Origin of the sequence: Ammoniphilus sp. YIM 78166 (assembly GCF_004522215.1) — a bacterium.
Taxonomy (GTDB): Bacteria; Bacillota; Bacilli; order Aneurinibacillales; family RAOX-1; genus YIM-78166.
The window spans coordinates 164,981-186,610 of record NZ_SDLR01000001.1; the positions used below are offsets into that span (position 1 = coordinate 164,981).

Annotated in this window: 18 protein-coding genes; 16 read left to right on the plus strand and 2 right to left on the minus strand. The window is 44.0% G+C overall.

Annotation, left to right across the window (positions count from 1 at the left end; translation table 11 throughout):
- The first annotated feature begins 47 nt into the window (after positions 1–47).
- Complete coding sequence (locus EIZ58_RS00790; RefSeq protein WP_240688905.1) at positions 48–1,310, plus strand: nickel pincer cofactor-dependent isomerase, group 22; 1,263 nt, start codon at positions 48–50, stop codon at positions 1,308–1,310.
- Positions 1,311–1,430: 120 nt separating this feature from the next.
- Here the strand turns inward: EIZ58_RS00790 and garD are convergent, their stop codons facing one another.
- Complete coding sequence (garD, locus tag EIZ58_RS00795) at positions 1,431–2,960, minus strand: galactarate dehydratase (RefSeq protein ID WP_134698624.1); 1,530 nt, start codon at positions 2,958–2,960, stop codon at positions 1,431–1,433.
- 195 nt (positions 2,961–3,155) lie between these two features.
- On the opposite strand from garD, the gene EIZ58_RS00800 reads away from it, so the two are divergent.
- The 10 genes from EIZ58_RS00800 (at position 3,156) to gudD (ending at position 15,782) form a co-directional block, all read left to right on the plus strand.
- Positions 3,156–5,060 carry a sigma-54-dependent Fis family transcriptional regulator gene (locus EIZ58_RS00800; RefSeq protein WP_134698625.1) on the plus strand — a complete coding sequence of 635 codons (1,905 nt, stop codon included), beginning with the start codon at positions 3,156–3,158 and terminating at the stop codon, positions 5,058–5,060.
- 139 nt (positions 5,061–5,199) lie between these two features.
- On the plus strand, positions 5,200–6,198 hold the full coding sequence (locus EIZ58_RS00805; protein WP_134698626.1) for a tripartite tricarboxylate transporter substrate binding protein: 999 nt from the start codon (positions 5,200–5,202) through the stop codon (positions 6,196–6,198).
- Between the two features lie 217 nt (positions 6,199–6,415).
- Complete coding sequence (locus tag EIZ58_RS00810) at positions 6,416–7,750, plus strand: hypothetical protein (RefSeq protein ID WP_134698627.1); 1,335 nt, start codon at positions 6,416–6,418, stop codon at positions 7,748–7,750.
- A 163-nt stretch (positions 7,751–7,913) separates the two neighbouring features.
- A complete protein-coding gene (locus EIZ58_RS00815; protein WP_134698628.1) occupies positions 7,914–8,630 on the plus strand; it encodes a FadR/GntR family transcriptional regulator in 717 nt (238 codons plus the stop codon).
- Between the two features lie 55 nt (positions 8,631–8,685).
- Positions 8,686–9,165 (plus strand): tripartite tricarboxylate transporter TctB family protein, encoded by a 480-nt coding sequence (locus EIZ58_RS00820; RefSeq protein WP_134698629.1) that lies wholly within the window; start codon positions 8,686–8,688, stop codon positions 9,163–9,165.
- A gap of 16 nt (positions 9,166–9,181) precedes the next feature.
- Entirely contained in the window at positions 9,182–10,681 is a 1,500-nt protein-coding gene (locus EIZ58_RS00825) for a tripartite tricarboxylate transporter permease (RefSeq protein ID WP_134698630.1), read from the plus strand.
- A gap of 80 nt (positions 10,682–10,761) precedes the next feature.
- Positions 10,762–11,760, plus strand: coding sequence for a tripartite tricarboxylate transporter substrate binding protein (locus tag EIZ58_RS00830; RefSeq protein ID WP_134698631.1), 999 nt, complete (start codon positions 10,762–10,764; stop codon positions 11,758–11,760).
- A gap of 176 nt (positions 11,761–11,936) precedes the next feature.
- The gene (gene kdgD / locus EIZ58_RS00835) at positions 11,937–12,866 is read left to right on the plus strand and encodes a 5-dehydro-4-deoxyglucarate dehydratase (RefSeq protein WP_134698632.1); all 930 of its coding nucleotides are present in this window, start codon (positions 11,937–11,939) and stop codon (positions 12,864–12,866) included.
- Positions 12,867–12,889: 23 nt separating this feature from the next.
- Positions 12,890–14,353 (plus strand): alpha-ketoglutaric semialdehyde dehydrogenase GucD, encoded by a 1,464-nt coding sequence (gucD, locus tag EIZ58_RS00840; RefSeq protein ID WP_134698633.1) that lies wholly within the window; start codon positions 12,890–12,892, stop codon positions 14,351–14,353.
- 67 nt (positions 14,354–14,420) lie between these two features.
- Positions 14,421–15,782 carry a glucarate dehydratase gene (gudD, locus tag EIZ58_RS00845; protein WP_134698634.1) on the plus strand — a complete coding sequence of 454 codons (1,362 nt, stop codon included), beginning with the start codon at positions 14,421–14,423 and terminating at the stop codon, positions 15,780–15,782.
- 33 nt (positions 15,783–15,815) lie between these two features.
- Here gudD and EIZ58_RS00850 read toward each other — a convergent pair whose 3' ends face one another.
- On the minus strand, positions 15,816–16,910 hold the full coding sequence (locus EIZ58_RS00850) for an iron-containing alcohol dehydrogenase family protein (RefSeq protein ID WP_134698635.1): 1,095 nt from the start codon (positions 16,908–16,910) through the stop codon (positions 15,816–15,818).
- A gap of 201 nt (positions 16,911–17,111) precedes the next feature.
- Here EIZ58_RS00850 and EIZ58_RS00855 point away from each other — a divergent pair, with 201 nt between their 5' ends.
- The 5 genes from EIZ58_RS00855 (at position 17,112) to EIZ58_RS00870 (ending at position 21,511) form a co-directional block, all read left to right on the plus strand.
- Positions 17,112–17,813, plus strand: a complete 702-nt coding sequence (locus EIZ58_RS00855; protein WP_134698636.1) for a FadR/GntR family transcriptional regulator — start codon at positions 17,112–17,114, stop codon at positions 17,811–17,813.
- Positions 17,814–17,949: 136 nt separating this feature from the next.
- A complete protein-coding gene (locus tag EIZ58_RS00860; RefSeq protein ID WP_134698637.1) occupies positions 17,950–18,834 on the plus strand; it encodes a YitT family protein in 885 nt (294 codons plus the stop codon).
- A gap of 78 nt (positions 18,835–18,912) precedes the next feature.
- Positions 18,913–19,089 (plus strand): hypothetical protein, encoded by a 177-nt coding sequence (locus EIZ58_RS32990; RefSeq protein WP_167577416.1) that lies wholly within the window; start codon positions 18,913–18,915, stop codon positions 19,087–19,089.
- A 121-nt stretch (positions 19,090–19,210) separates the two neighbouring features.
- Positions 19,211–20,806 carry an ATP-binding protein gene (locus EIZ58_RS00865; RefSeq protein WP_134698638.1) on the plus strand — a complete coding sequence of 532 codons (1,596 nt, stop codon included), beginning with the start codon at positions 19,211–19,213 and terminating at the stop codon, positions 20,804–20,806.
- A 6-nt stretch (positions 20,807–20,812) separates the two neighbouring features.
- Complete coding sequence (locus EIZ58_RS00870) at positions 20,813–21,511, plus strand: response regulator (RefSeq protein ID WP_134698639.1); 699 nt, start codon at positions 20,813–20,815, stop codon at positions 21,509–21,511.
- Positions 21,512–21,630: the final 119 nt, after the last annotated feature.

Here is a 21,630-nt window from a genome sequence, read left to right on the forward strand (position 1 = left end):
GAAGAAGTTGGACAAGTTTTGATTCAGGCGATGGTATGGAGGATGAAATGGAGAAATTGTTTAAAGGTATAAATATTCCTAGAATGATTAAAATCAGACAGCGATTTGCAAGAGAAGCGCTCGCAGACATATCTAGAGCCATTAGGCAAGAACTCGACAGAGAAGAAATTATGGGAAGGATTAAACGTAATGATCGTGTTGCTATAGCAGTAGGCAGCAGGGGGATCGCCAACATGCCACAGATTGTAAAAGAAATTATGATGGCGATCAAAGAGCGAGGCGCCCACCCTTTTATCGTGCCAACAATGGGGAGTCATGGAGGAGCAACGGGTGAAGGACAGACAGAAGTGCTTGCGGAGCTTGGGATAACCGAAGAATCCACGGGTGCTCCTATTATTTCTAGTATGGAGGTGGTCCAGATTGGGGTTTCCGAGAACGGACTCCCTGTCCATATGGATAAAAATGCGTATACGGAAGCGGATGCGATTATTGTTACGGGGCGGATTAAGCCTCACACCTCTTTTAGGGCTCCCTATGAAAGCGGATTGGCCAAAATGATAGCTGTCGGGCTAGGTAAGCAAGTCGGGGCTGAAATCATCCATGCGGCAGGCGTGGAGAATATACCATTTAGAGTCGAGGAAATCGCAAGAGTGGCGATAGAGAAATCAAAGATCGCTTTTGCAGTAGGAATGATAGAAAACGCCTATGATGAAACCTTAAAAATCGTGGCCATACCCAGGGAGAGAATTATGGAAGAAGAACCTGGTCTGCTAGATGAAGCAAAGCTACTCATGCCAAGTATTAGGTTTGATAAATGCGATGTGCTTATTGTGGATGAGATGGGGAAGAACATTTCAGGCAGCGGGATGGATCCGAATATCATTAGAAGGAATTACTCCGGGTCCCTCACGTACCATCCGCTAGCCCAACGAATAGCTGTTTTAGACCTTACGAGAGAATCGCATGGCAATGCTAACGGGATGACCAATGCTGACACCTGCTCAAGAAGATTTTTTGATAAAATTCAATTTGAGTCCACGTATCCGAATCCTTTGACGAATAGGCTTGCCCAGAGCGTAAAGATACCTATGGTCATGGAAAACGACAGTTTGGCTATCCGAGCAGCCATGAAAACCTGTTTTGACGTAGATTATAGCCAAATGAGAATCATTCGGATCAAAAATACGCTGGAGCTTGAGCACATGCTCATTTCGGAATGCTTGCTTGAGGAAGCTAAGGCAAATCCCAATATCGAAATCCTAGGTGATCCGGAGTATATGAGGTTTAACGAAGACGGAAATTTATTTTAAGATATGGAGCTGGAAATGAGCAGTTGCGTTTAGGCAGCTGCTCGTTTTTTCGGTAACGACTTGAAAGAAAAAAACACTAGGATCTGCCATTTTTGCAGTTCCTAGTGGTCTTCTTTGTCTTTAGGTCACTGGAGCGGGATTGAACAGAGTCAGAGCATTGTGCAGTCCCCAGTGCTCTGCCCAGGTTTGTTTGCGGCCGCTTGCTACGTCTAGGATAAAGTGGAATAGCTCCCAGCCTACTTCTTCAATTGTGGCTTCTCCGGTTGCAATCCGTCCAGCATTGATATCGATCAGATCCTGCCATTGATCGGCGAGTGAATTGCGGGTCGATACTTTAATGACTGGGGCAGCGGCTAACCCGTAAGGCGTTCCGCGTCCGGTTGTAAATACTTGCAAGTGCATGCCGGAAGCGAGCTGCAAGGTTCCGCAGACAAAGTCACTTGCAGGGGTAGCAGCAAAAATAAGTCCTTTTTTCGTTGCTTTTTCTCCGGGCGCCAATACATCGACGATCGGGCTGCTGCCAGACTTAACAATGGAACCCAGCGCTTTTTCTACAACATTGGACAATCCGCCTTTTTTGTTTCCAGGCGAAGGGTTCGCACTTCGGTCTGCTTCTCCTCTTTGCAGGTAGTTATCATACCATTTCATTTCTTGGATTAAGGCGCGTCCAACCTCTTCGTTTACAACTCTAGGTGTCAGAAGGTGAACTGCATCTCGTACCTCGGTCACTTCCGAGAATAATACAGTTGCCCCTGCGCGTACGAGGAGGTCGGCGGCATAGCCCACGGCTGGATTGGCCGTTACCCCGGAGAAGGCGTCGCTTCCACCGCATTGCATGCCGATAACCAAATCGGAAACCGGACAGGTTTCTCGTTTTCTGGCATTAAGCTTAATCAAACGTTCTTCTGCCATTTCCATAATAGATTGAATCATATTGGAAAACCCTTGTTGATCTTGAAGGGAAATGATGCTGTTATCGTTCCCGTTTTCTACCAAGCGGCTTGGAACAAGCTTTTCGCAGCCTAAGCCTACCACCATGACTTCCCCTCCGAAATTCGGATGTGTTGCCATATTTTGAATGGTCCGGATGGGGATGATGGCTTCAGGAGCGTTAATCGCGACCCCACATCCGTAGGTATGGTTTAAAGCAACGACATCATGAACTTCTGGATATTTGGGGAGAAGCTCTTGTTTGATTCGTTTAACCGCAAAGTCAAGCACGCCGGCAACACATTGAACGCTGGTTGTGATTCCGAGAATATTTTTGATGCCTGCAGTTCCGTTTGAATTTCTATACCCTTCAAAGGTATAGCCTTCTAGAGGTGGCAGGGGTTCAGGGATGCGATTGGCCAACGGGAGTTCATCTAGCTTCGGAGGCTCGGGAAGGGTTAGCATGGTTTCCTCTACCCAAGTGCCTTGAGCGATCGGTTGATTGGCGTGTCCGATGATCTCACCATAACGGATGATTGGATCTCCTTCGCTGAAGCTTTTTAAAGCAACTTTATGGCCTTGAGGGACTTTTCCTTTGAGTTCAAGTCCACAAGGAAAGACGGTTCCTTCAGGTAGCCCTCCGGTATTGACGATAATGGCAACGTTGTCTTTTTCATGAAGCTTGATATAAAGTGGCGTTTCATTTTGAACGATATTCATAATCGATTCTCCTTTATGATGTTTAGCAAATTCAGGTGTCCTATACTCATGCAAGCATCATGCCAAAGGTTTAGGGTGAGTTAGAATAGGGGGATGGGAGGACAGTTGTAGCAGTTTTGCTACAACTGTTGTTTTGGGCAGTGCAACAACTGTGGTACAATGAAGCAATCATGAACCAGGGAGGGGCAACGCCCAATGTCACGAATCGTTTTTATTGCACCAGACAAACCCCTGTTTCTACAGGGGAAGAAAATCATCGAGGAACTAGGGCTCACTCAGAAAGTAGAAATCTATCTTGCTCGGTTGAAAAGGGCGGTGAGATTGGCCCGTGCCCTGCAGCATGCCGATGTGGATGTTATTGTCAGCAGGGGAGGAACTGCCCGGTTAATTATGGAATCGAACGTCCTAATCCCCATTGTAGAGATTCCGATTACGGGTCAGGACCTTGCTCAATCTTTTTATGAAGCGAAGAAAGTGGCAACCTTGGAAAATCCGAGAGTGGCGATTCTAGCCTTTAAAAATATGGCCTATGATATTGAGGTGCTCTCTGATATCTTAGGGATCAAGCTCTCCATTCTTCCGTTAGAACGAACGGAAGATATTCCTTCGAAGCTGGAGGGATTGTCGATTCGGGACGTTGATGTGGTTATCGGGGGAACAAAAACAGTTTCCGTAGCCAAGCAGAAAGGTTTTCTTTCCCTTCCCGTGCGTTCAGGGGACTTTTCTATCCGAACCGCTTTTCTTGAAGCGGAGAAGATTGCTTTAGGACGAAAAATTGAAAAAGAGCGTGCACAGGAATTTAAAGTGCTTGTTGATTATTCCATCCAAGGCATTATCAGTACTGATCGTCAGAAAGTAGTTAGAGTCTTTAATCCGACTGCCGAGCGGCTGCTGAATCTGGATGCAAAGGACATCATCGGCAAAAAGCTGGAATCAAGCTTAAGTTTTATAGAGATAGAAGCTTGTTTAAGTGAAGGAAAGGAAAGCTTCGGTCAAATTGCAAACACAGGCAATGGCTGGATTATGTTGAATGTGGCGCCCATTATCGTAGACGAAGCCATCTTAGGAGCCATTATCACCTTTCAGGATATTACCCGGATCCAGGAGATGGAGATGAAAATACGCAATGAGGTGATGGCTAAAAAATTAATGGCTAGATATCGTTTTGAAGATATCGTAGGGGTATCTCAGGAAATCACCGAAACTAAAAGAATTGCCCGAGAAATCGCCCAGGTGGATGCTACGGTCCTCATAACAGGAGAGTCGGGAACGGGTAAGGAGCTGTTTGCCCAAAGTATTCATAACGAGAGTCCTAGGCGGAATGGGCCTTTCATCGCCATCAATTGTGCCGCTTTGCCGCCGAACCTGCTCGAGAGTGAACTGTTCGGCTATGTGGAAGGCGCTTTTACGGGGGCGACGAAGAAAGGGAAGGCTGGCGTCTTTGAGATGGCTCATCGGGGGACGATTTTTTTGGACGAGATCTCAGAGATGGATAAATACGGACAAAGCCGCCTTCTGCGCGTACTCCAGGAGAAACAGGTCATGCGGCTCGGCGACGATAAGTATATTCCTGTCGATGTGAGAATTCTAGCCGCCACAAATCAGGAGTTACCGACTCTTGTCAGGGAGGGACAGTTCAGGCAGGATCTGTATTACCGGTTGAAGGTATTGACCGTCGATATTCCGCCTTTGCGTAATCGACACGGAGATGTAGGATGTTTAGCGAAGCGTTTCCTCGAATACTATAATGAAATCCATGGCAGGCAAGTGGAAATCACAGATGAAGCTCTGAATCGGTTAGCTCAACATGATTGGCCGGGGAATGTTCGGGAACTGGTGCATTTTATCGAGAGGCTGGTTGTAATTGCCGGAACCAAGAGGTTAGATGAACAGGATATCGAGAAATACCTCGATGTGTCGGAGATTCCGAAGGGCACCAGGGATGCCTCATGGACGACGACGGAAGAAGGAAGGATCCGTTCAGCTTTGCAGCAATGCAACGCCAATATTACGCGGACAGCTCAACAACTGGGGATGGATCGCAGTACTCTTTATCGGAAATTAAAGATGTATAAGATTGAAGTCAAGAAGAATTACTAAGTATAAACCCTTACATCATCATGTAGGGGTTTATTTTATTAAAAAGTATTAATTGACATATTATTATATTTGTCTTACAATATTAACATCTTATGAAAGCGATACCAAGAGAAAAACAATCATTAGGGAGGGTTATGAAATGAAAAAAGTTTTTAAAGGCATGCTTTTATCTTCTTTGGCACTTATGTTATCCGTTGCTGTAGGGTGTTCCAGCCAACAAAGCTCGCAGTCAGCACCAGCAGATCAGCCGAAGGCAGAGGAAAAGGCATCTTATCCGACTAAACCGATTGAGGTCGTTGTTCCTGCTGGCGCAGGTGGAGATACGGACCGTAATACGCGTGTTATCGCAAAATACTTAGAGAAAGAGTTAGGACAACCTGTTGTTGTGACGAACGTAGGGGGAGCAGGTGGAAGCACAGGGACAAAGAAGGTGCTCGATGCTAACGCTGACGGCTACACCGTTCTTTCCTTCCATAACTCCATGCTGTTAAATAAGATCATGGGACTTGTTGATTTCTCATACCCAGATATGGAGCTTGCCGGGATTGGGATTTCTGACCTTGGCAATACCTTCATGGTAAACAGCAATTCTCAATTTAAGGATTTGCAGAGCCTTATTGAATACGCTAAAGCCAATCCAAAAAAGGTTTCCATCGCAACGGAAGTGGGTGGCTTTACTCACTTGCAGCTATTGGCCCTACAACAAGCAACGGGAACTGAATTTAACATCGTAGACATCGGTGGAGCGGCTGAAAAGTTAACGGCATTGCTTGGCGGACAAATTGACATCAATCCAACCGCTATCGGACTCGTGAAGAGCTATATTGATTCCGGTGAGTTAAGAAGCTTAGGTGTCATGGCTGACGGAAGAATTTCTTCTATGCCAGATGTACCAACCTTCAAAGAGCAGGGTGTAGATATTGTGTTTGACAAGTTCTTCTTCTGGGGATTCCCGAAGGGTACTCCACAAGACGTGGTTGACACTTTCTCTGCCGCTCTAGAAAAAGTAGTAAACAATGAAGAGTTGAAGAAAGAGCTGGATGGATTCGTGGTCACGCCAGTATTTATGAACGGAGCAGATGCTGTGAAGCATATGACTGACGCTGAAGCTTACTATAAGCAATTGTTAGGAAAGTAAGGTAAAAGATGGAGGGTGTCCTTTTGGGACACCTTTTTTTATTCTTGCAAGTATTTGGATTAATTTCAATTGACATACATTACTATTTGTCTTACAATAAACTGGAAGTTGGCGTCCGCCTCAAGTCATGTCTTGACAAGTATTTGAAAGCCTCTTACCATTGAGTTACTGATATATCGCGATTCTCAAAATAAAAAGAGAAAATAGGGAGAGGAACATGAAAGTTTATTTAATTTTGGGGATGTGCGGAATTTTCCTCGTAAATTATTTTCTGCAATGGTACTGGCTGAACTATCTCGTAGTCGTTATGGTGTTTATTGCTTTCGCAGGGAGTGCCTTGATGGCTAGAGGGTTTCCACGTATCCTTGGGCTGGGCATGATGGCAATGGGAATTTATCTGGAATTCCACAAGGGCAACGGTCTAGAAGGAATCAGTCAAGGCATTATGCTCGTCCTTCCTTTATTATGCCTGATTGTGTTGGCTCCATTAATTGCTCTACCCTTACGGGTAGGTGGATATTTTACAGCCATTGATACTTTGCTCCGTAATCTATTACACCACCCCAAAAGATTCTTTGCAGGAATAACGGGGACCATGTTCGTACTGACACCTGTACTTAATTTAGGCTCAGTAAGAATCATTAATGAATTTCTCAAGGACCTTAAGCTTCCTTCGGCCGTATCCGCGAAGAGCTATTTAGTAGGTTTTTCAAGCTCTCCCATGTGGTCGCCGTACTTTGCTTCCGTTTCCATTGTGCTCTACTATTTGAACATCCCTGTTGGAGATTATATCTTGTATGGCTTCTGTTTTTCGTTAATTTCCTTAGTCATTGGAAATGTCCTATTCGCCGTGTGGGAGAAGAATCACCCCCTCGTTACAGAAGGGATGGTACAGGAAGTACCGCTTCAAGAGAAGCAACGCAAACAGTTGATACAATTAGTTGCGTTTGTTTTTATTCTGATGAGTGGATCCTTACTGATTGAGTTCGTAACGCATTGGTCTATGCTTGTGATCGTAAGTCTCATTTCTATTGTTTTTCCTTTTTTGTGGTCCTTGTTATTTAAGGGCTGGGATCGAATTGAACCTCAGTTAAAAAGTTATCGAAACGAAACCGTCCCGATGATGAATAATGAAATCATGCTTTTTACGAGTGCGGGTCTATTAGGCCATGCCGTACAAGGTACCCAGTTTGCTAATGGGATCAGTCAATTCCTAACGAATACGGCTCACCACTCCTTTTTCCTTTTTGCCTTTGCAGTCATGATGATTATCTTAGTCTTTACTTATATTGGATTACACCAGTTGGCTGTGATCTCGGCGCTAGCCATGCAATTAAATGCTCAAGAACTGGGGATTAGCAATTTATCCTTAGCTATGCTGCTGCTACTGGCCTGGTCTACCTCTACTGCCTTAAGTCCCTATTCAGGTCTCAACTTGATGGTCAGTAGGATTGCTGGCATATCGGGGGTCCAAGTTGGATTGCGTTCTAACGGAGTACACTTGTCTATCGTTGCCATAGTGGGTATCGTCATCATAGCTTTGATCAAATAGAATACAGCCGAAGCGAGCTTTCGCTTCGGTTGTTTTTTTTTGCTTGTCTAAGCGTAAAATAAAATATTCTTACATATTAAAATTATTAATTGACTTATAAGTGTATTTGTCTTACAATTAAAAATGTAAAATTCAACATTACAACTAACTAGAGGTGAGCGGCATGGAGGAAGTCACACTTAAAGAAATTAGCCTCAAATCCATCAAGCGTGAGACGCTCTCTCAGCAGGTTATTGATCAGATCATTGAACTCCTTTTGGATGGGAAGTTAAAGCCAGGCGATAAGCTTCCGACGGAAGCGGAATTGACGGAGTGGTTTAGTGTAAGCAGACCTGTGCTTAGAGAAGCTTTGAGTTCTTTAGAAACGATGGGGATTATTAATAGGAAAACAAGAGAAGGAACTTTCTTCTGTAACAAAATTGGCAGTGAACCTTTTTCTATTATGTTAGCGATTTCAACCGGCAATATGCAGTCTATTATAGAGGGTAGGATGGCTCTTGAATTAGGGCTGGTGACGATGGCTGCATTAAAGATAACGGAAGATCAACTGACTGCACTTGAGGATGCTTTACAAAGAATGGCAGAAAGTCCCGAGGCCTACCATTCGGCGGACCGAGAGTTTCATAAGACGATCGCTTACAGTGCAAATAACCCAGCGCTTGATGGGTTGATTGAGCCTTTGTTGCAGCTATTTGATCGAACTTTGAAGCAAATTCCTTCTTTTCAGCGCAATCATGAATTAACCATACAGCAACATCATGAAATCTTGAAGGCGTTAAAGAATCGAGATCCTATTGCTGCCTATAGAAGCATGTATGAACATTTAAATTTTGTTCGAGTCAAGGTTCTAAACGAGCTGCTAGAGCAGCAGGCCAACTAGCAGCTTACTTATAAAAGGGATTTGAAAACGATTAAATTGAGTGAGGTGAAGAAGTGTGATACGTAATGGAGATGTTTATTCTGGAATTTTCTTTATCGCCTATGCGATCGTATTATTTATTGCCACCTTTAGTATTAGACAACTAGATGTGGCTACGATTGGTTCCGATTTTGTTCCGCGCCTTGTACTAGGAGGCATGTTCGTTTTAAGCGCGATCTTGGTTGTGCAGGGCCTGAGAAAAAGAAAGGCAGTAGAAGAAAATAGTACAACTGAAACGAAGCAGGAAGAAAAAGTTAATTATAAGTCAGTTCTTTCAACGATATCTTTGATGATTGTATATGTCGCTTTAATTGACTTGTTAGGATTTTTGATCTCTACAGTCGTATACTTAGTGCTTCAATTTATTTTATTGACAGACCGTTCGCATTGGAAGATTCCCATGTATGTGGTTATTGCGATTGTAACATCAGGTCTGATTTATTACATCTTTAGAATGGTTCTTCACGTGATGTTGCCAACAGGAATTTTGGGTTAGAAAGGAGTGAACGTGAATGTCTGATATGATGCTAGCCGGTTTTTCTATGATTTTCGATTTATCAACGATTATTCTCATCGTTGTTGGGGTGTTCTTGGGTCTGATCTTTGGTTCCATCCCTGGACTAACCGCAACAATGGCGATTGCGATCTGTTTGCCGATCACGTATGGGATGCCTACGAGCGAGGGGATGGCCTTGTTGATGGGTCTCTATATTGGAGGGGTATCAGGGGGATTGATTCCTGCCATCCTTATGAAATTACCAGGAACACCATCATCGATTGCCACTACGTTTGATGGATATCCCATGGCTCAAAAGGGCCAAGCGGGGCAAGCGTTTTCTTGGGCTATTATTTCCTCCTTCATTGGTGGTTTGCTAGCTATTATTGTGTTGATTATGATTTCGCCGCCACTGGCAAAGTTTGCGATCAAGTTTGGGCCGTTTGAATATTTCGCCATTGCTATCTTTTCCTTAACCCTCATTTCCAGTTTATCTGGGGATTCAATCATCAAAGGAGTCATTAGCGGTCTGTTAGGGATTACCTTAGCTATGGTCGGTTCCGCACCGATCGATGCGTTTCCTCGCTTTACCTTTGGAATGAGTTCACTAGATGCAGGATTCAACTTGCTTCCGGCTTTGATTGGTCTGTTTGCCGTATCGGAGATTCTGATTATGGCTGAATCAAAGTATAAAGGAAGTACGACAAAGATCAGTTATAAAATGAAAGGAATTGGCATCTCCATTAAAGATTTTTTCGGCCAGACTTGGAATTTGATTAGATCTTCCTTCATTGGAATCGCTATCGGAATTCTACCAGGAATCGGCGGTGGAACAGCCAACCTCATTTCTTATATTGCTGCGAAAAACCAATCCAAGACCCCTGAGAAGTTTGGTAAAGGGGTGCCGGACGGGATTGTCGCTTCGGAATCATCCAATAATGCGGCAATCGGGGGAGCACTAGTCCCTTTGATTTCGCTAGGGATTCCAGGAGATACCGTAACCGCGATGCTTTTGGGAGGACTGGTTCTTCATGGATTGCAGCCGGGTCCACTTCTGCTAAAAAACAATGGAGATATTGTCTACGCGATCTTTGCAGCACTTCTGATTGCTAATGTTGTGATGATGATTATGATGTTCTCGGGAATGAGAGCTTTTGTCAGACTACTCAGCATTCCACAAAATATCCTGTTGCCTATTATTATGGCCCTCTGTGTGGTGGGTGCCTATGGCGTAAACAGCCGTTTGTTTGATGTAGGTGCATTGTTGTTCTTTGGTATTCTGGGTTATGTGTTGCTGAAGTTTAAGTTCCCATTAACACCGATTATTCTCGGCTTTATCTTGGGGCCCATTGCAGAAACCAGTCTTCGTAGAGGTCTTATGCTTTCCCAGGGAGATTTCACCCCGTTCCTAACCAAGCCCATTGCAGCGTTTTTCCTAGCTGCTGCTGCCCTGTCCGTTGGACTGAAGATCTGGCAGGGGATGAAAAAGAAGTCTAGCCAATCCGTAGAGTTGTAGAACGTAATCTTTGTTTTTAATAGAGTTCTTTCTATTAAAATATACAAAAAAACATACACATTATTGGGAGGGTTAATTCAATGAAAAAAGTCTTCAAAGGAATGCTTTTATCTTCTTTGGCACTTATGTTATCTGTGGCTGTCGGTTGTTCTAGCCAGCAAAATACATCTTCTCCAACTGCTGAGCAGCCTAAAGCTGAAGAGAAGTCTGCTTACCCTACAAAACCTATTGAAGTCGTTGTTCCTGCTGGTGCAGGTGGAGATACGGACCGCAACACCCGTGTTATTGCCAAATATCTTGAAAAAGAACTCGGACAGCCTGTGGTGGTAACGAACGTCGGCGGAGCTGGCGGTAGCACAGGGACAAAGAAGGTGCTAGATGCTAATGCTGATGGGTACACCGTTCTTTCCTTCCATAACTCTATGCTGCTGAATAAGATCATGGGATTAGTCGATTTCTCTTACCCAGAAATGGAACTTGCCGGTATCGGAATTTCTGACCTTGGCAACACCTTCATGGTAAATAGCAATTCCCAATTTACGGATTTACCAAGCCTGATTGAGTATGCGAAAGCCAATCCAAAGAAGGTTTCTATTGCAACGGAGGTGGGCGGATTTACTCACCTGCAACTATTGGCCCTTCAACAAGCAACAGGAACCGAATTTAACATTGTAGACGTTGGTGGTGCGGCTGAAAAGTTAACGGCATTGCTTGGCGGACAAATTGATATCAATCCAACGGCAATTGGACTAGTGAAAAGCTATATTGATTCCGGTGAATTAAGAAGCTTGGGTGTCATGGCTGACGAAAGAATTTCTTCTATGCCAGATGTACCAACGTTTAAAGAGCAAGGCGTAGATATCGTTTTTGATAAGTTCTTCTTCTGGGGATTCCCGAAAGGTACTCCGCAAGAGGTCGTGAGCACTTTCTCCGCTGCTCTTGAGAAAGTGGTAAACAACGAAGAATTAAAGAAAGAGCTTGATGGTTTTGTTGTAACTCCTGTTTATATGAACGGTGAGGAAGCTGTGAAGCATATGACTGAAGCAGAAGCCTACTACAAGCAATTGCTTGGTAAGTAATATTTCTATATAGCCGTCATGAAATCCGCCCACAAAAGTTGTTTTTTTGTGGGCGGAATACTTTTCAAAGAAAAGAAGTTTTTTCTCAAATTAAGAATTGACATACTTTTTTATTTGTCTTACAATTAGACATATAAACAATACGATAAACTGAAAAGTGAAAGGGGATTAATCACATGTCGAACAAAAAAGTACCTACAGGAATTATGGGTTTCCCAGTAACACCATTTGATCAAAGCGGGAAAGTAGACTTTAAAGGATTAGAAGCTAATATTCAATTCCTGTTAGATGAAGGATTAGGATCGATTTTTGTAGCTTGTGGGGCAGGAGAGTTTCATGCGTTAAACCAGCAAGAATACAGAGATATCGTAAAAGCATCTGTAGCACAGGTGAATGGTAGAGTTCCTTTGTACACAGGAGTAGGCGGCAATATCGAGCATGCTCTAGATTGCGCTCGAATCTCTGAAGAACTTGGTGCAGATGGATACCTAATCTTGCCTCCATACCTTATTGAGCCTGAGCAAGAAGGATTGTATGACTACCTAAGCACTATCATTGGAAGCACAAGCTTGAATGCGATTGTGTACAACCGTGACAATTGTGTGCTGTCACTCGAAACGGTGAAAAAATTAGTAGAGTATCCTCAATTGGTAGGTTTGAAAGATGGTTTAGGCAACATGGAGCTAAACCTGGAGATTACAGAAACCATCGGCGATCGTTTGATCTACTTGAATGGTATGCCAATGGCAGAGGTTACAATGCCAGCTTATACGAACATTGGTTTTGACTCTTACTCCTCTGCGATCTCAAACTACATTCCGCATATCTCGGCTATGTTCTTTGATGCACTAAAGAAGGGCGACAGAAAGCTTGTAAATGACTTGTATCAGGATGTAATCTTGCCAATTAACCGCATTCGTAGATCCAGAAAAGGTTACGCAGTATCCTTGATCAAAGCAGGAATGCAAATCGTGGGATTGCCGGTAAGCGGTAAGGTACGTGCACCTATTACCCCAGTTGAGCCAGCACACTACGAGCAGCTTGAAGCGATCCTAAAGGTAGCGTTGGAAAAATATCCGAAGCAAAAAAAGGCGGCAACACTTTAGTATAGAAGGGATGATGAATTAAGATGGCTACATTAACACAGGTACAAACCTACCTTAACTATATAAATGGACAATGGGTTGCTTCTTCTACAGGAGAAGTTGAAGGAAGCATCAACCCAGCCAATAAAGGCGAGATTGTTGGATATATTCAAAAGTCTTCTGCTGAGGATTTGAATCAAGCCGTTGCTGCTGCCAAGCAGGCCCAGAAGCAATGGAGAAAGCTTGCAGGAAGCGTTCGAGGAGACTATTTGCGTAAAGCGGCAGATATTCTAGAAAGCAGAATTGATGAGATTGCAGAAACAGCAACCAAGGAAATGGGAAAAACCTTCCCAGAAGCCAAGGGTGAAACTGCTCGCGGCGTGGCCATCCTTCGTTATTATGCAGGAGAAGGCATGAGATCTATTGGGGATGTGATTCCGTCCACTGATGCGGATGCCTTAATGTTTACAACTCGTGTACCATTAGGCGTAGTTGGGGTAATTACTCCTTGGAACTTCCCTGTAGCGATTCCAATCTGGAAGATGGCTCCTGCTTTAGTTTATGGAAATACAGTCGTAATTAAACCAGCTTCTGAAACAGCGGTAACATGTGCGAAGGTGATCGAGTGCTTAACCGAAGCAGGTTTCCCTGCTGGGGTTATCAATTTGATTACCGGTGCAGGTTCTGTAATTGGCCAAGGAATTGCTGACCATCCAGATGTGAACGGAATTACATTTACGGGTTCCAACGGAGTTGGAAAGCGTATCGGTCAAGCGGCTCTTGCTCGCGGTGCCAAGTACCAGTTGGAAATGGGCGGAAAAAACCCTGTTATCGTAGCTAAGGATGCCGATTTGGATCTAGCAGTAGAAGCCACGATCAGCGGCGGATTGCGCTCTACAGGGCAAAAGTGTACAGCAACTAGCCGAGTTATCGTTCAAAGTGAAGTATACGATACATTTAAGGCGAAGCTGTTGGAAAAGGTAAAGGAAATTACCGTTGGAGATGGTATGAAATCCGGTATTTGGATGGGACCTTGCGCCAGCGAAAATCAATTCAAGACCGTTCAGCACTATATCAACAAGGGTGTTGAAGAAGGGGCTACCTTACTCTTCGGAGGAAAGCAACCGGAAGCGGCTGAGCTTGCTCAAGGGTTTTACGTGGAGCCGACAATCTTTGATGGAGTGACCACAGATATGGTCATTGCTCAAGAAGAAATCTTTGGACCTGTTCTTGCACTGATGAAGGTAGAGACCATGGAAGAAGCTTTAGAGTTGGCTAACGACGTGGAATTTGGATTAAGTGCTTCCATCTTCACGACAAACATTAGCAATATGTTAGCCTTCATTAATGAAATGGATGCAGGACTTGTTCGGATCAATGCGGAAAGTGCAGGCGTAGAGCTGCAAGCACCATTTGGCGGAATGAAGCAATCTAGCTCCCATTCCCGTGAACAGGGCCGTGCGGCAATGGATTTCTTTACATCAATAAAAACTGTGTTTGTAAAATAGTTTTTTATAAGATAAGGAGTTATGCTTTGCAAAGCATAGCTCCTTCCCCATAGAGAGGAGCGAGACCATGAGTCAAGAAGCCGTTTTAAATCAAGTTTCTACAACGAGTACACCCATCATTACAGACCTTAAAGTAGTACCAGTAGCTGGATACGATAGCATGCTTTTTAACTTGAGCGGTGCCCATGCGCCTTATTTTACGCGCAACATCGTGATTTTAAAGGACAATGCGGGGAATACAGGGGTAGGCGAGGTGCCAGGCGGAGAACGCATCCGTCAAACGCTAGAAGATGCAAAAGCATTAGTTGTCGGCCAATCGATTGGCCGATTCAATAACATCTTAAATAGCGTTCGCAGACAATTTGCTGATCGCGATGCAGGTGGACGAGGACTACAGACCTTTGATTTGCGCATTACGATCCATGCGGTAACCGCCCTTGAGGCAGCCCTGTTAGACCTTGTAGGAAAGTATTTGGGTGTACCCGTTGCAGCCTTGCTTGGAGAAGGACAACAGCGTGATGCGGTGGAAATGCTAGGTTATCTATTCTACATTGGAGATCGCAAGAAGACGGATCTTGCTTACCGAAGTGAACTCGATGCTGACAACGAATGGTTCCGTGTGCGAAATGAAGAAGCCTTGACGCCTGAAGCGGTTGTTCGTTTGGCTGAAGCCGCACGTGAACGCTATGGATTTAATGATTTTAAACTAAAAGGCGGCGTGTTGCGCGGGGAAGAAGAGATCGAGGCGGTAACGGCTCTAGCTGAGCGATTCCCTGATGCACGCATTACCTTAGACCCTAATGGTGGATGGCTGTTAGAGGATGCGATTCGACTTTGCCGCGATAAGCACCATGTGTTAGCTTATGCCGAAGATCCTTGTGGAGCGGAAAAAGGCTTTTCTGCTCGTGAAGTGATGGCTGAGTTCCGCCGTGCCACAGGTCTTAAAACTGCAACAAACATGATTGCGACTGATTGGCGTGAAATGGGTCATTCTATTCAGCTTCAATCCGTCGACATTCCACTTGCTGACCCTCATTTCTGGACGATGCAGGGATCTGTTCGCGTGGCTCAGATGTGTCATGAGTGGGGATTAACGTGGGGATCTCACTCCAACAACCACTTTGACATTTCCTTGGCGATGTTCACGCATGTAGCGGCAGCGGCTCCTGGAAAAATCACAGCGATTGATACGCACTGGATCTGGCAGGATGGCCAGCGCTTAACGAAAGATCCGTTGAAAATCGTTGGCGGAATGGTTGCTGTTCCGGATAAGCCAGGCCTTGGCGTGGAATTGGATATGGAAGAACTAGAGAAAGCTCATCAGCTGTACCTCAAAGAAGGATTAGGAGCTCGCGATGACGCCATTGCGATGCAATACTACATCCCGGGTTGGAAATTTGATAACAAGCGTCCTTGCTTAGTGCGCTAATGAAAAGGGTGTCCCTGGGGACACCCTTTTCATTTACACGTACTGTAGTTTTTGTCCTAATTGATGAATATAGATGAACGAGTCATAAACCATCTCTTCCGTAACCGGAAACGGGAGGCGGTGGATCGACGACCCGGGTAAGCAGGTTTTGGCTGCTGCTTGGCGAAGCGGATCCTCATCTATGCTCTTCATTCCTAGATCAAAGAGGCTAACGGGCAGGTTAATTTTTTGATAAAATTGGATGAGCTCCGTAAGTTCCTCATCGGATTTGCCTTCTAGTTTTAATTGACAGAGGAGTCCGTAGGCCACAAGTTCACCATGGTAGGCTTCATGCATGTCTGGAATGATCGTCATACCATAATGGATCGCGTGCGCACCAGAGGAAAGGCAGGTATGGCTTCCTAATCCTCCTACTAAGCCAGCCAAGAGGATGTTACAATCTATGACTTGGCGCAGAGCTACCCCCGTTTCGCCTCTTTGACATTCTATTACGGCATCTTCGCTATATTCGAAGAGCATGTCTCGGATGAGCTCGGCCATTTTAAGGCCAGCCATGGTTTTAGCGTTTTTGAATGTTCCTTCATTAATAGGATAAGCTTCATACCATTTTACGAGCGTATCACCAATCCCCGCGGTTAAGTATCGAAGTGGGGCTTCGCGAATCAAGTCCGGATCCACAAGAACAGCTACAGGACAGCGATCGAATTCTTCTAGTCTGACAAAAACATGCTCAGGAGTATAAACAATGGATAGGGCGCTTGACGCTGCACACGTAGAGGCTAGTGTCGATACATTGATGATGGGAACTTTCAAGTGGTTCGCAATCAGCTTGGCCGTATCCAGACATTGTCCTCCACCTACCCCAATGACAATGTCGGTCTCAGGTTGAACTTTGCTCAGCAATCGCTGCAGTTCCTCGTCCGAACAATGCCCTTCAAACGTTTCTAACTGAAAATCGATTTCGCACTGAAGCAAGCTTGCGGAAATTTGTGGGCCGGCCTTAGACCAAGCGGTTGGTCCAGCGATAATGAGGGGTTGAGATCCAAACTTTTGGACCCATTCCCCAGTCTGGAGAAGAATTCCGGGTTCTTGAATGTAGTTTGTAGGATACGCTTTTGCTCTAAACATGGTAAGGCCTCCAGTTTCTATAGTCTTGATAAAACGGTTACATTCCGTTAATATTGTATGACAAATATAATATCTCGTCAATTTATATTAAACAGAAAATTAGATATAGGTTTAGTAATTAAATTCACAGCACCATATTGTTATCTACACTTATTTGTCTTACAATAAAGACAACAAGATTAAAAGGGGGAGGTGTGAGTCATGGACGAGTTTAAACATGATGTAGTCGTAAAGTCGGTTCACCGGAATACGTTATCGAAACAAGTGGTGGAAAGAATCGTACAATTGTTGACAAGCGGACAGCTTAAGCCCGGAGATAAATTGCCATCCGAGATGGAATTAATGGAAATGCTGGAGGTCAGTCGACCCGTGCTGCGGGAAGCCTTGAGTTCTCTAGAAACCCTCGAGGTCATTAAGCGAAAAACAAGAGATGGTACTTATATTAATGACAAAATAGGCAGCAAGCCATTCTCTGTCATGCTAGCCTTATCGGTCGATAATCTACCTGCTATTATCGAGGCAAGGATGGCTTTGGAGCTTGGACTTGTGACGATGGCTGCGGAGAAAATTACAGATGAGCAATTAGCGAAGCTAAAGAAAACGATTGAGGATCTGGCTAATCGAACCGATAACGATTATGGCGACATTGACAAACAGTTTCATCATTTGATTGCTATAAGCGCTAATAACCCTGTAGTTGAGGGAATGATTGATTCTCTAATCATTACGCATGATAAGGTTAATAGCCAAATTAAAATGAGGGAACGCGAGTTGACGGTTCAACATCATACCGCTATCTACGAAGCCTTAGCGAAGCGCGATCCTCAGGAAGCGTTTACACAGATGTACCATCATCTCAGTTATGTTCGGGATAAAGTTTTAAAATATTATACCAACGAGTAACTAGAGCCCTATGGGGCTCTTTACTTGCCCGATGCTTCCATCCTAAGTTACAATGTAACGATAGCGACGCTCAAGATAAGGGAAAAAAATCAATCAGCGCGTTTGCTGATTGATTTTTTTATTTGGAGGAGAGAGAATGGCTGAAGCCGTACAACGACCAATACAGCATAAGAAGCTTTCAAAAAGGAAGATTTTTAGCCGGGGTTTTTTCATCTTCCTAGGAGCTTTAATGGTTTCCGTTTCACTAGAAATCTTCCTAGTCCCCAACAAGATTATAGATGGAGGAATTGTAGGTATCTCCATGTTGTTGGCTCACCTTTTGGATATAAAGTTAGGTATTCTTCTATTTATATTAAATCTGCCGTTCCTGTTTATTGGCTATAGACAAATCGGGAAGACCTTTGCCATTTCTACTCTGTTCGCGATTACGTTAATGTCTGTTGGTACCATATTATTACATCATGTCTCCATTGTAACGAGGGACCCTCTATTAGCTTCTGTATTTGGAGGGATTATATTAGGGGTCGGGGTTGGACTGGTTTTAAGATACGGGGGCTCTTTAGATGGTACAGAGATCATTGCCATTCTTATTAATAAGAAGACACCTTTCTCCGTGGGTCAGGTGGTTATGTTCTTTAATATTTTCATTCTAGGCAGTGCTGGCTTTGTGTTTGGCTGGGACCGCGCGATGTACTCATTGATTACATATTTTATTGCTTATAAGGCAATTGATATCACGATAGAAGGGCTTGACGAATCAAAATTTGTTTGGATAATTAGCGACCTTCACAGTGACATAGGCGACGCCATTTCTTCAAGATTAGGCCGTGGGGTTACCTATCTCCATGGAGAAGGAGGCTATACGGGTGATACGAAAAAAGTAATCTTCTGTATTATCACTCGTCTAGAAGAGGCCAAGCTAAAGAGTATTGTAGAGGAAATTGATCCTGCAGCGTTTCTTTCCATCGGAAACATTCATGAAGTTAGAGGCGGGAACTTTAAGAAGAAAAATATTCACTAAGAAATTTTTCGAGTTTGTTCGACTAAATTATCCCAAATAAGACGAAAATAAAGGTATTCCGAAAAGGAGGATGATTTAGTGGATATTAACATGAGTGCAGACCAAGTGCTTTCCAGAATTAAAGAGCTTCAAGAGAATGGAACACCTCTTGGCAAGAAAAAAGTAAAACAAACGCACCCCGATCTGATGAGAAGTGCGTTGTTTTACTTTCCTAGCTGGGAACATGCTATTCAGAACGCTGAGACCTTCAGCTAAGGCGAATTCGCCGTTCCTTTTGTTGACGTACAATATATAATTTCCCTCCATAAACCTTGTCATACATGTATGACAAGGTTTTTTTTAGTGTACAGCCCAAATTCATAGTATAATAGTTCCCATGAAAACTTTCGTAAAGCTTAAACTTCAAGATCGCATTACTTTATTGATTTCTTTTCTCGTTATTTTGATTATTATGTTATCGAGTGCCTTGTTCTATTATGCCACCTGGTATTCTGTCGAACAGCAAGTAGGAAAAAGAGCCTTACACTTAGCTCAATTTGTTGCCACCATGCCGGAAATTCACGATGCCTTTAAGCAAGAAGAGCCTTGGATATACATTCAACCCATTGTGGAAAGGATACGATTGCAAACGGATGCAGAATTTATTGTGGTAGGAAATGAACATGGTGTGCGTTATTCCCATCCCATTCCTGAACGCATTGGAAAGGAGATGGTGGGAGGAGACAACGAACGAGCCTTATTATATGGGGAGTCCTATATCTCTCAAGCCACGGGTTCTATGGGACCTTCTCTAAGAGGCAAGGTCCCCATTATCAGTGAACAGGGGAAAATTATAGGGGTCGTATCTGTGGGATTCCTATTGGAGGCTATAGAAGATACGACCGAGTTTTTAGGGGTTCGTATTCTTGGCATTGCAGCTCTGGGGCTTTTTTTAGGGACTCTTGGCTCAATCTATCTTGCACGCAATATTAAGAACAAGATGTTTGGTTTGGAGCCGGAAGAGATTTCGATATTATACAAGGAGCGGGATGCTGTTATTCAATCGGTGCGGGAAGGGATCCTTGTGGTTAATAAAAAAGGACAAATTTCCATGATGAATCAAGCGGCTTATGAAATTCTTTCTCTTCCTCCGGGCTATAAGGTAGTGGGGAAACCGGTTTCCGATATTATTCCCCATTCAACGATTTTAGAAGTTCTTTACACTGGGGAGGAACAGTTTGACCGGCAGATGGTCGTACGAGGGAAACAGATTGTTGCCAACCGCTTACCCGTGAAGTCTGGTCCTGAAGTTATTGGCGTCGTATCTAGCTTTCGCTTAAAGTCGGAGCTTGATCAATTAACAGACGAGCTTTCCCAGGCTAAGCGCTACACGGAAGCACTTCGGGCCCAAACCCATGAATTTCATAATCTACTTTATACGCTGTCTGGTCTGTTGCAGCTCGAATCGTACGAGCAAGCTCTTGAATTGATTCATAAGGAAACGGCTGACCAACAGGATATTGTCCAGTTTATCATGAAAAAGCTGCACGATCCTTGGCTAGGGGGAATTTTGCTAGGGTTTTACAACCGTTCAAAAGAATTGAAGGTTCAGTTTGTTCTCGATCGTGAAAGCAGCTTAAAGAAGCTCCCTGATCATATAGACAGCAGTTCTATTGTCTCCATTTTAGGTAACCTGATTACCAATGCATTTGAAGCGGTGGAGAAAACGGAAGAAAAAACCGTCCGCCTCTTCGTTACGGATCTTGGAGATGATATCTTGTTTGAAGTCGAAGACTCTGGTCAAGGGGTGCCCGATGAGCTCTTGCCTCTAATCTTCAGACGTGGATATTCCACTAAGGAAGGAGAAAAGAGAGGTCTAGGATTGGCTCGAATTAAAGAGCTTGTGGAAGAACTGGGCGGGAGCATTGCCATTGAGAAAGGGGATTTAGGCGGAGCGCTATTCATCGTCGCCTTACCGAAGGAGGGGAGTTAAAGGGAGATGTCTATTGAAGTATTAATTGTAGAAGACGATCCCCGAATTGCCGAGATTCACCGTCGCTTTACAGAAAAGCTGGATGGCTTCGCGGTGATTGCTACGGCAACGACGGGAGAACAAGCTAAGGAGTGGCTAGAGGTGTTTCAGCCCCAGCTTGTGCTGCTTGATGTATATTTGCCGGATATGTTAGGCGTCGACCTAGTCTCTTTTATCCGTCAAAACTTCCAGGATATAGATATCATTATGATTACCGCAGCTTCAGAGGTTGCGGTAGTTCGCAAAGCTATGCACGGCGGGGTGTTTGATTTTATTCTTAAGCCGTTAACCTATGATCGCTTTAAAAATAGCTTGGAAAAATACCGGGACCACTTGCTTACCCTTAAGCAAAAAAATCGCTTAGATGCACATGAGATCGAAAATCTTTGGAATAGCAATCCAGCAGTTCCTTCCCACGAGAGCTGGGAAGAGCCAGGTGCACCCAAGGGGATAGATCCGTTAACGTTAGACAAAATCCTTCGATGCGTGACGGGAATGGGAGATAAGGGAATGACAGCCGAAACCCTGAGTAAGGAAGCAGGTGTCAGCCGTTCCACCGCACGAAGATATCTGGAATATCTCATTTCACAGAAGAAAATCTATGCTGAATTGATTTATGGGAATGTAGGTCGGCCTGAACGAAGGTATTTTCGCACTCCTTCGTAATTTTTATGAACAAAAAGAAATCAATGACCTTTATCCTCCTTATGGCCTAAAACTTCAAAAATAGTTAAGGTTCTGATAATTTAAAGACAGGAAAAACATCCTGTCTTTTTTTATTTGAA

Excerpts from the sequence above, each read along its gene's own strand:
- EIZ58_RS00855 (WP_134698636.1), top strand. The coding sequence starts at position 17,112 with ATGGACGAGTTTAAACATGATGTAGTCGTAAAGTCGGTTCACCGGAAT.
- EIZ58_RS00850 (WP_134698635.1), bottom strand. The coding sequence starts at position 16,910 with ATGTTTAGAGCAAAAGCGTATCCTACAAACTACATTCAAGAACCCGGA.
- EIZ58_RS00815 (WP_134698628.1), top strand. The coding sequence starts at position 7,914 with ATGGAGGAAGTCACACTTAAAGAAATTAGCCTCAAATCCATCAAGCGT.
- gucD (WP_134698633.1), top strand. The coding sequence starts at position 12,890 with ATGGCTACATTAACACAGGTACAAACCTACCTTAACTATATAAATGGA.
- gudD (WP_134698634.1), top strand. The coding sequence starts at position 14,421 with ATGAGTCAAGAAGCCGTTTTAAATCAAGTTTCTACAACGAGTACACCC.
- EIZ58_RS00865 (WP_134698638.1), top strand. The coding sequence starts at position 19,211 with ATGAAAACTTTCGTAAAGCTTAAACTTCAAGATCGCATTACTTTATTG.
- EIZ58_RS00860 (WP_134698637.1), top strand. The coding sequence starts at position 17,950 with ATGGCTGAAGCCGTACAACGACCAATACAGCATAAGAAGCTTTCAAAA.
- EIZ58_RS00810 (WP_134698627.1), top strand. The coding sequence starts at position 6,416 with ATGAAAGTTTATTTAATTTTGGGGATGTGCGGAATTTTCCTCGTAAAT.
- EIZ58_RS00830 (WP_134698631.1), top strand. The coding sequence starts at position 10,762 with ATGAAAAAAGTCTTCAAAGGAATGCTTTTATCTTCTTTGGCACTTATG.
- EIZ58_RS00800 (WP_134698625.1), top strand. The coding sequence starts at position 3,156 with ATGTCACGAATCGTTTTTATTGCACCAGACAAACCCCTGTTTCTACAG.
- EIZ58_RS00825 (WP_134698630.1), top strand. The coding sequence starts at position 9,182 with ATGTCTGATATGATGCTAGCCGGTTTTTCTATGATTTTCGATTTATCA.
- kdgD (WP_134698632.1), top strand. The coding sequence starts at position 11,937 with ATGTCGAACAAAAAAGTACCTACAGGAATTATGGGTTTCCCAGTAACA.
- EIZ58_RS00870 (WP_134698639.1), top strand. The coding sequence starts at position 20,813 with ATGTCTATTGAAGTATTAATTGTAGAAGACGATCCCCGAATTGCCGAG.
- EIZ58_RS00805 (WP_134698626.1), top strand. The coding sequence starts at position 5,200 with ATGAAAAAAGTTTTTAAAGGCATGCTTTTATCTTCTTTGGCACTTATG.
- garD (WP_134698624.1), bottom strand. The coding sequence starts at position 2,960 with ATGAATATCGTTCAAAATGAAACGCCACTTTATATCAAGCTTCATGAA.
- EIZ58_RS00790 (WP_240688905.1), top strand. The coding sequence starts at position 48 with ATGGAGAAATTGTTTAAAGGTATAAATATTCCTAGAATGATTAAAATC.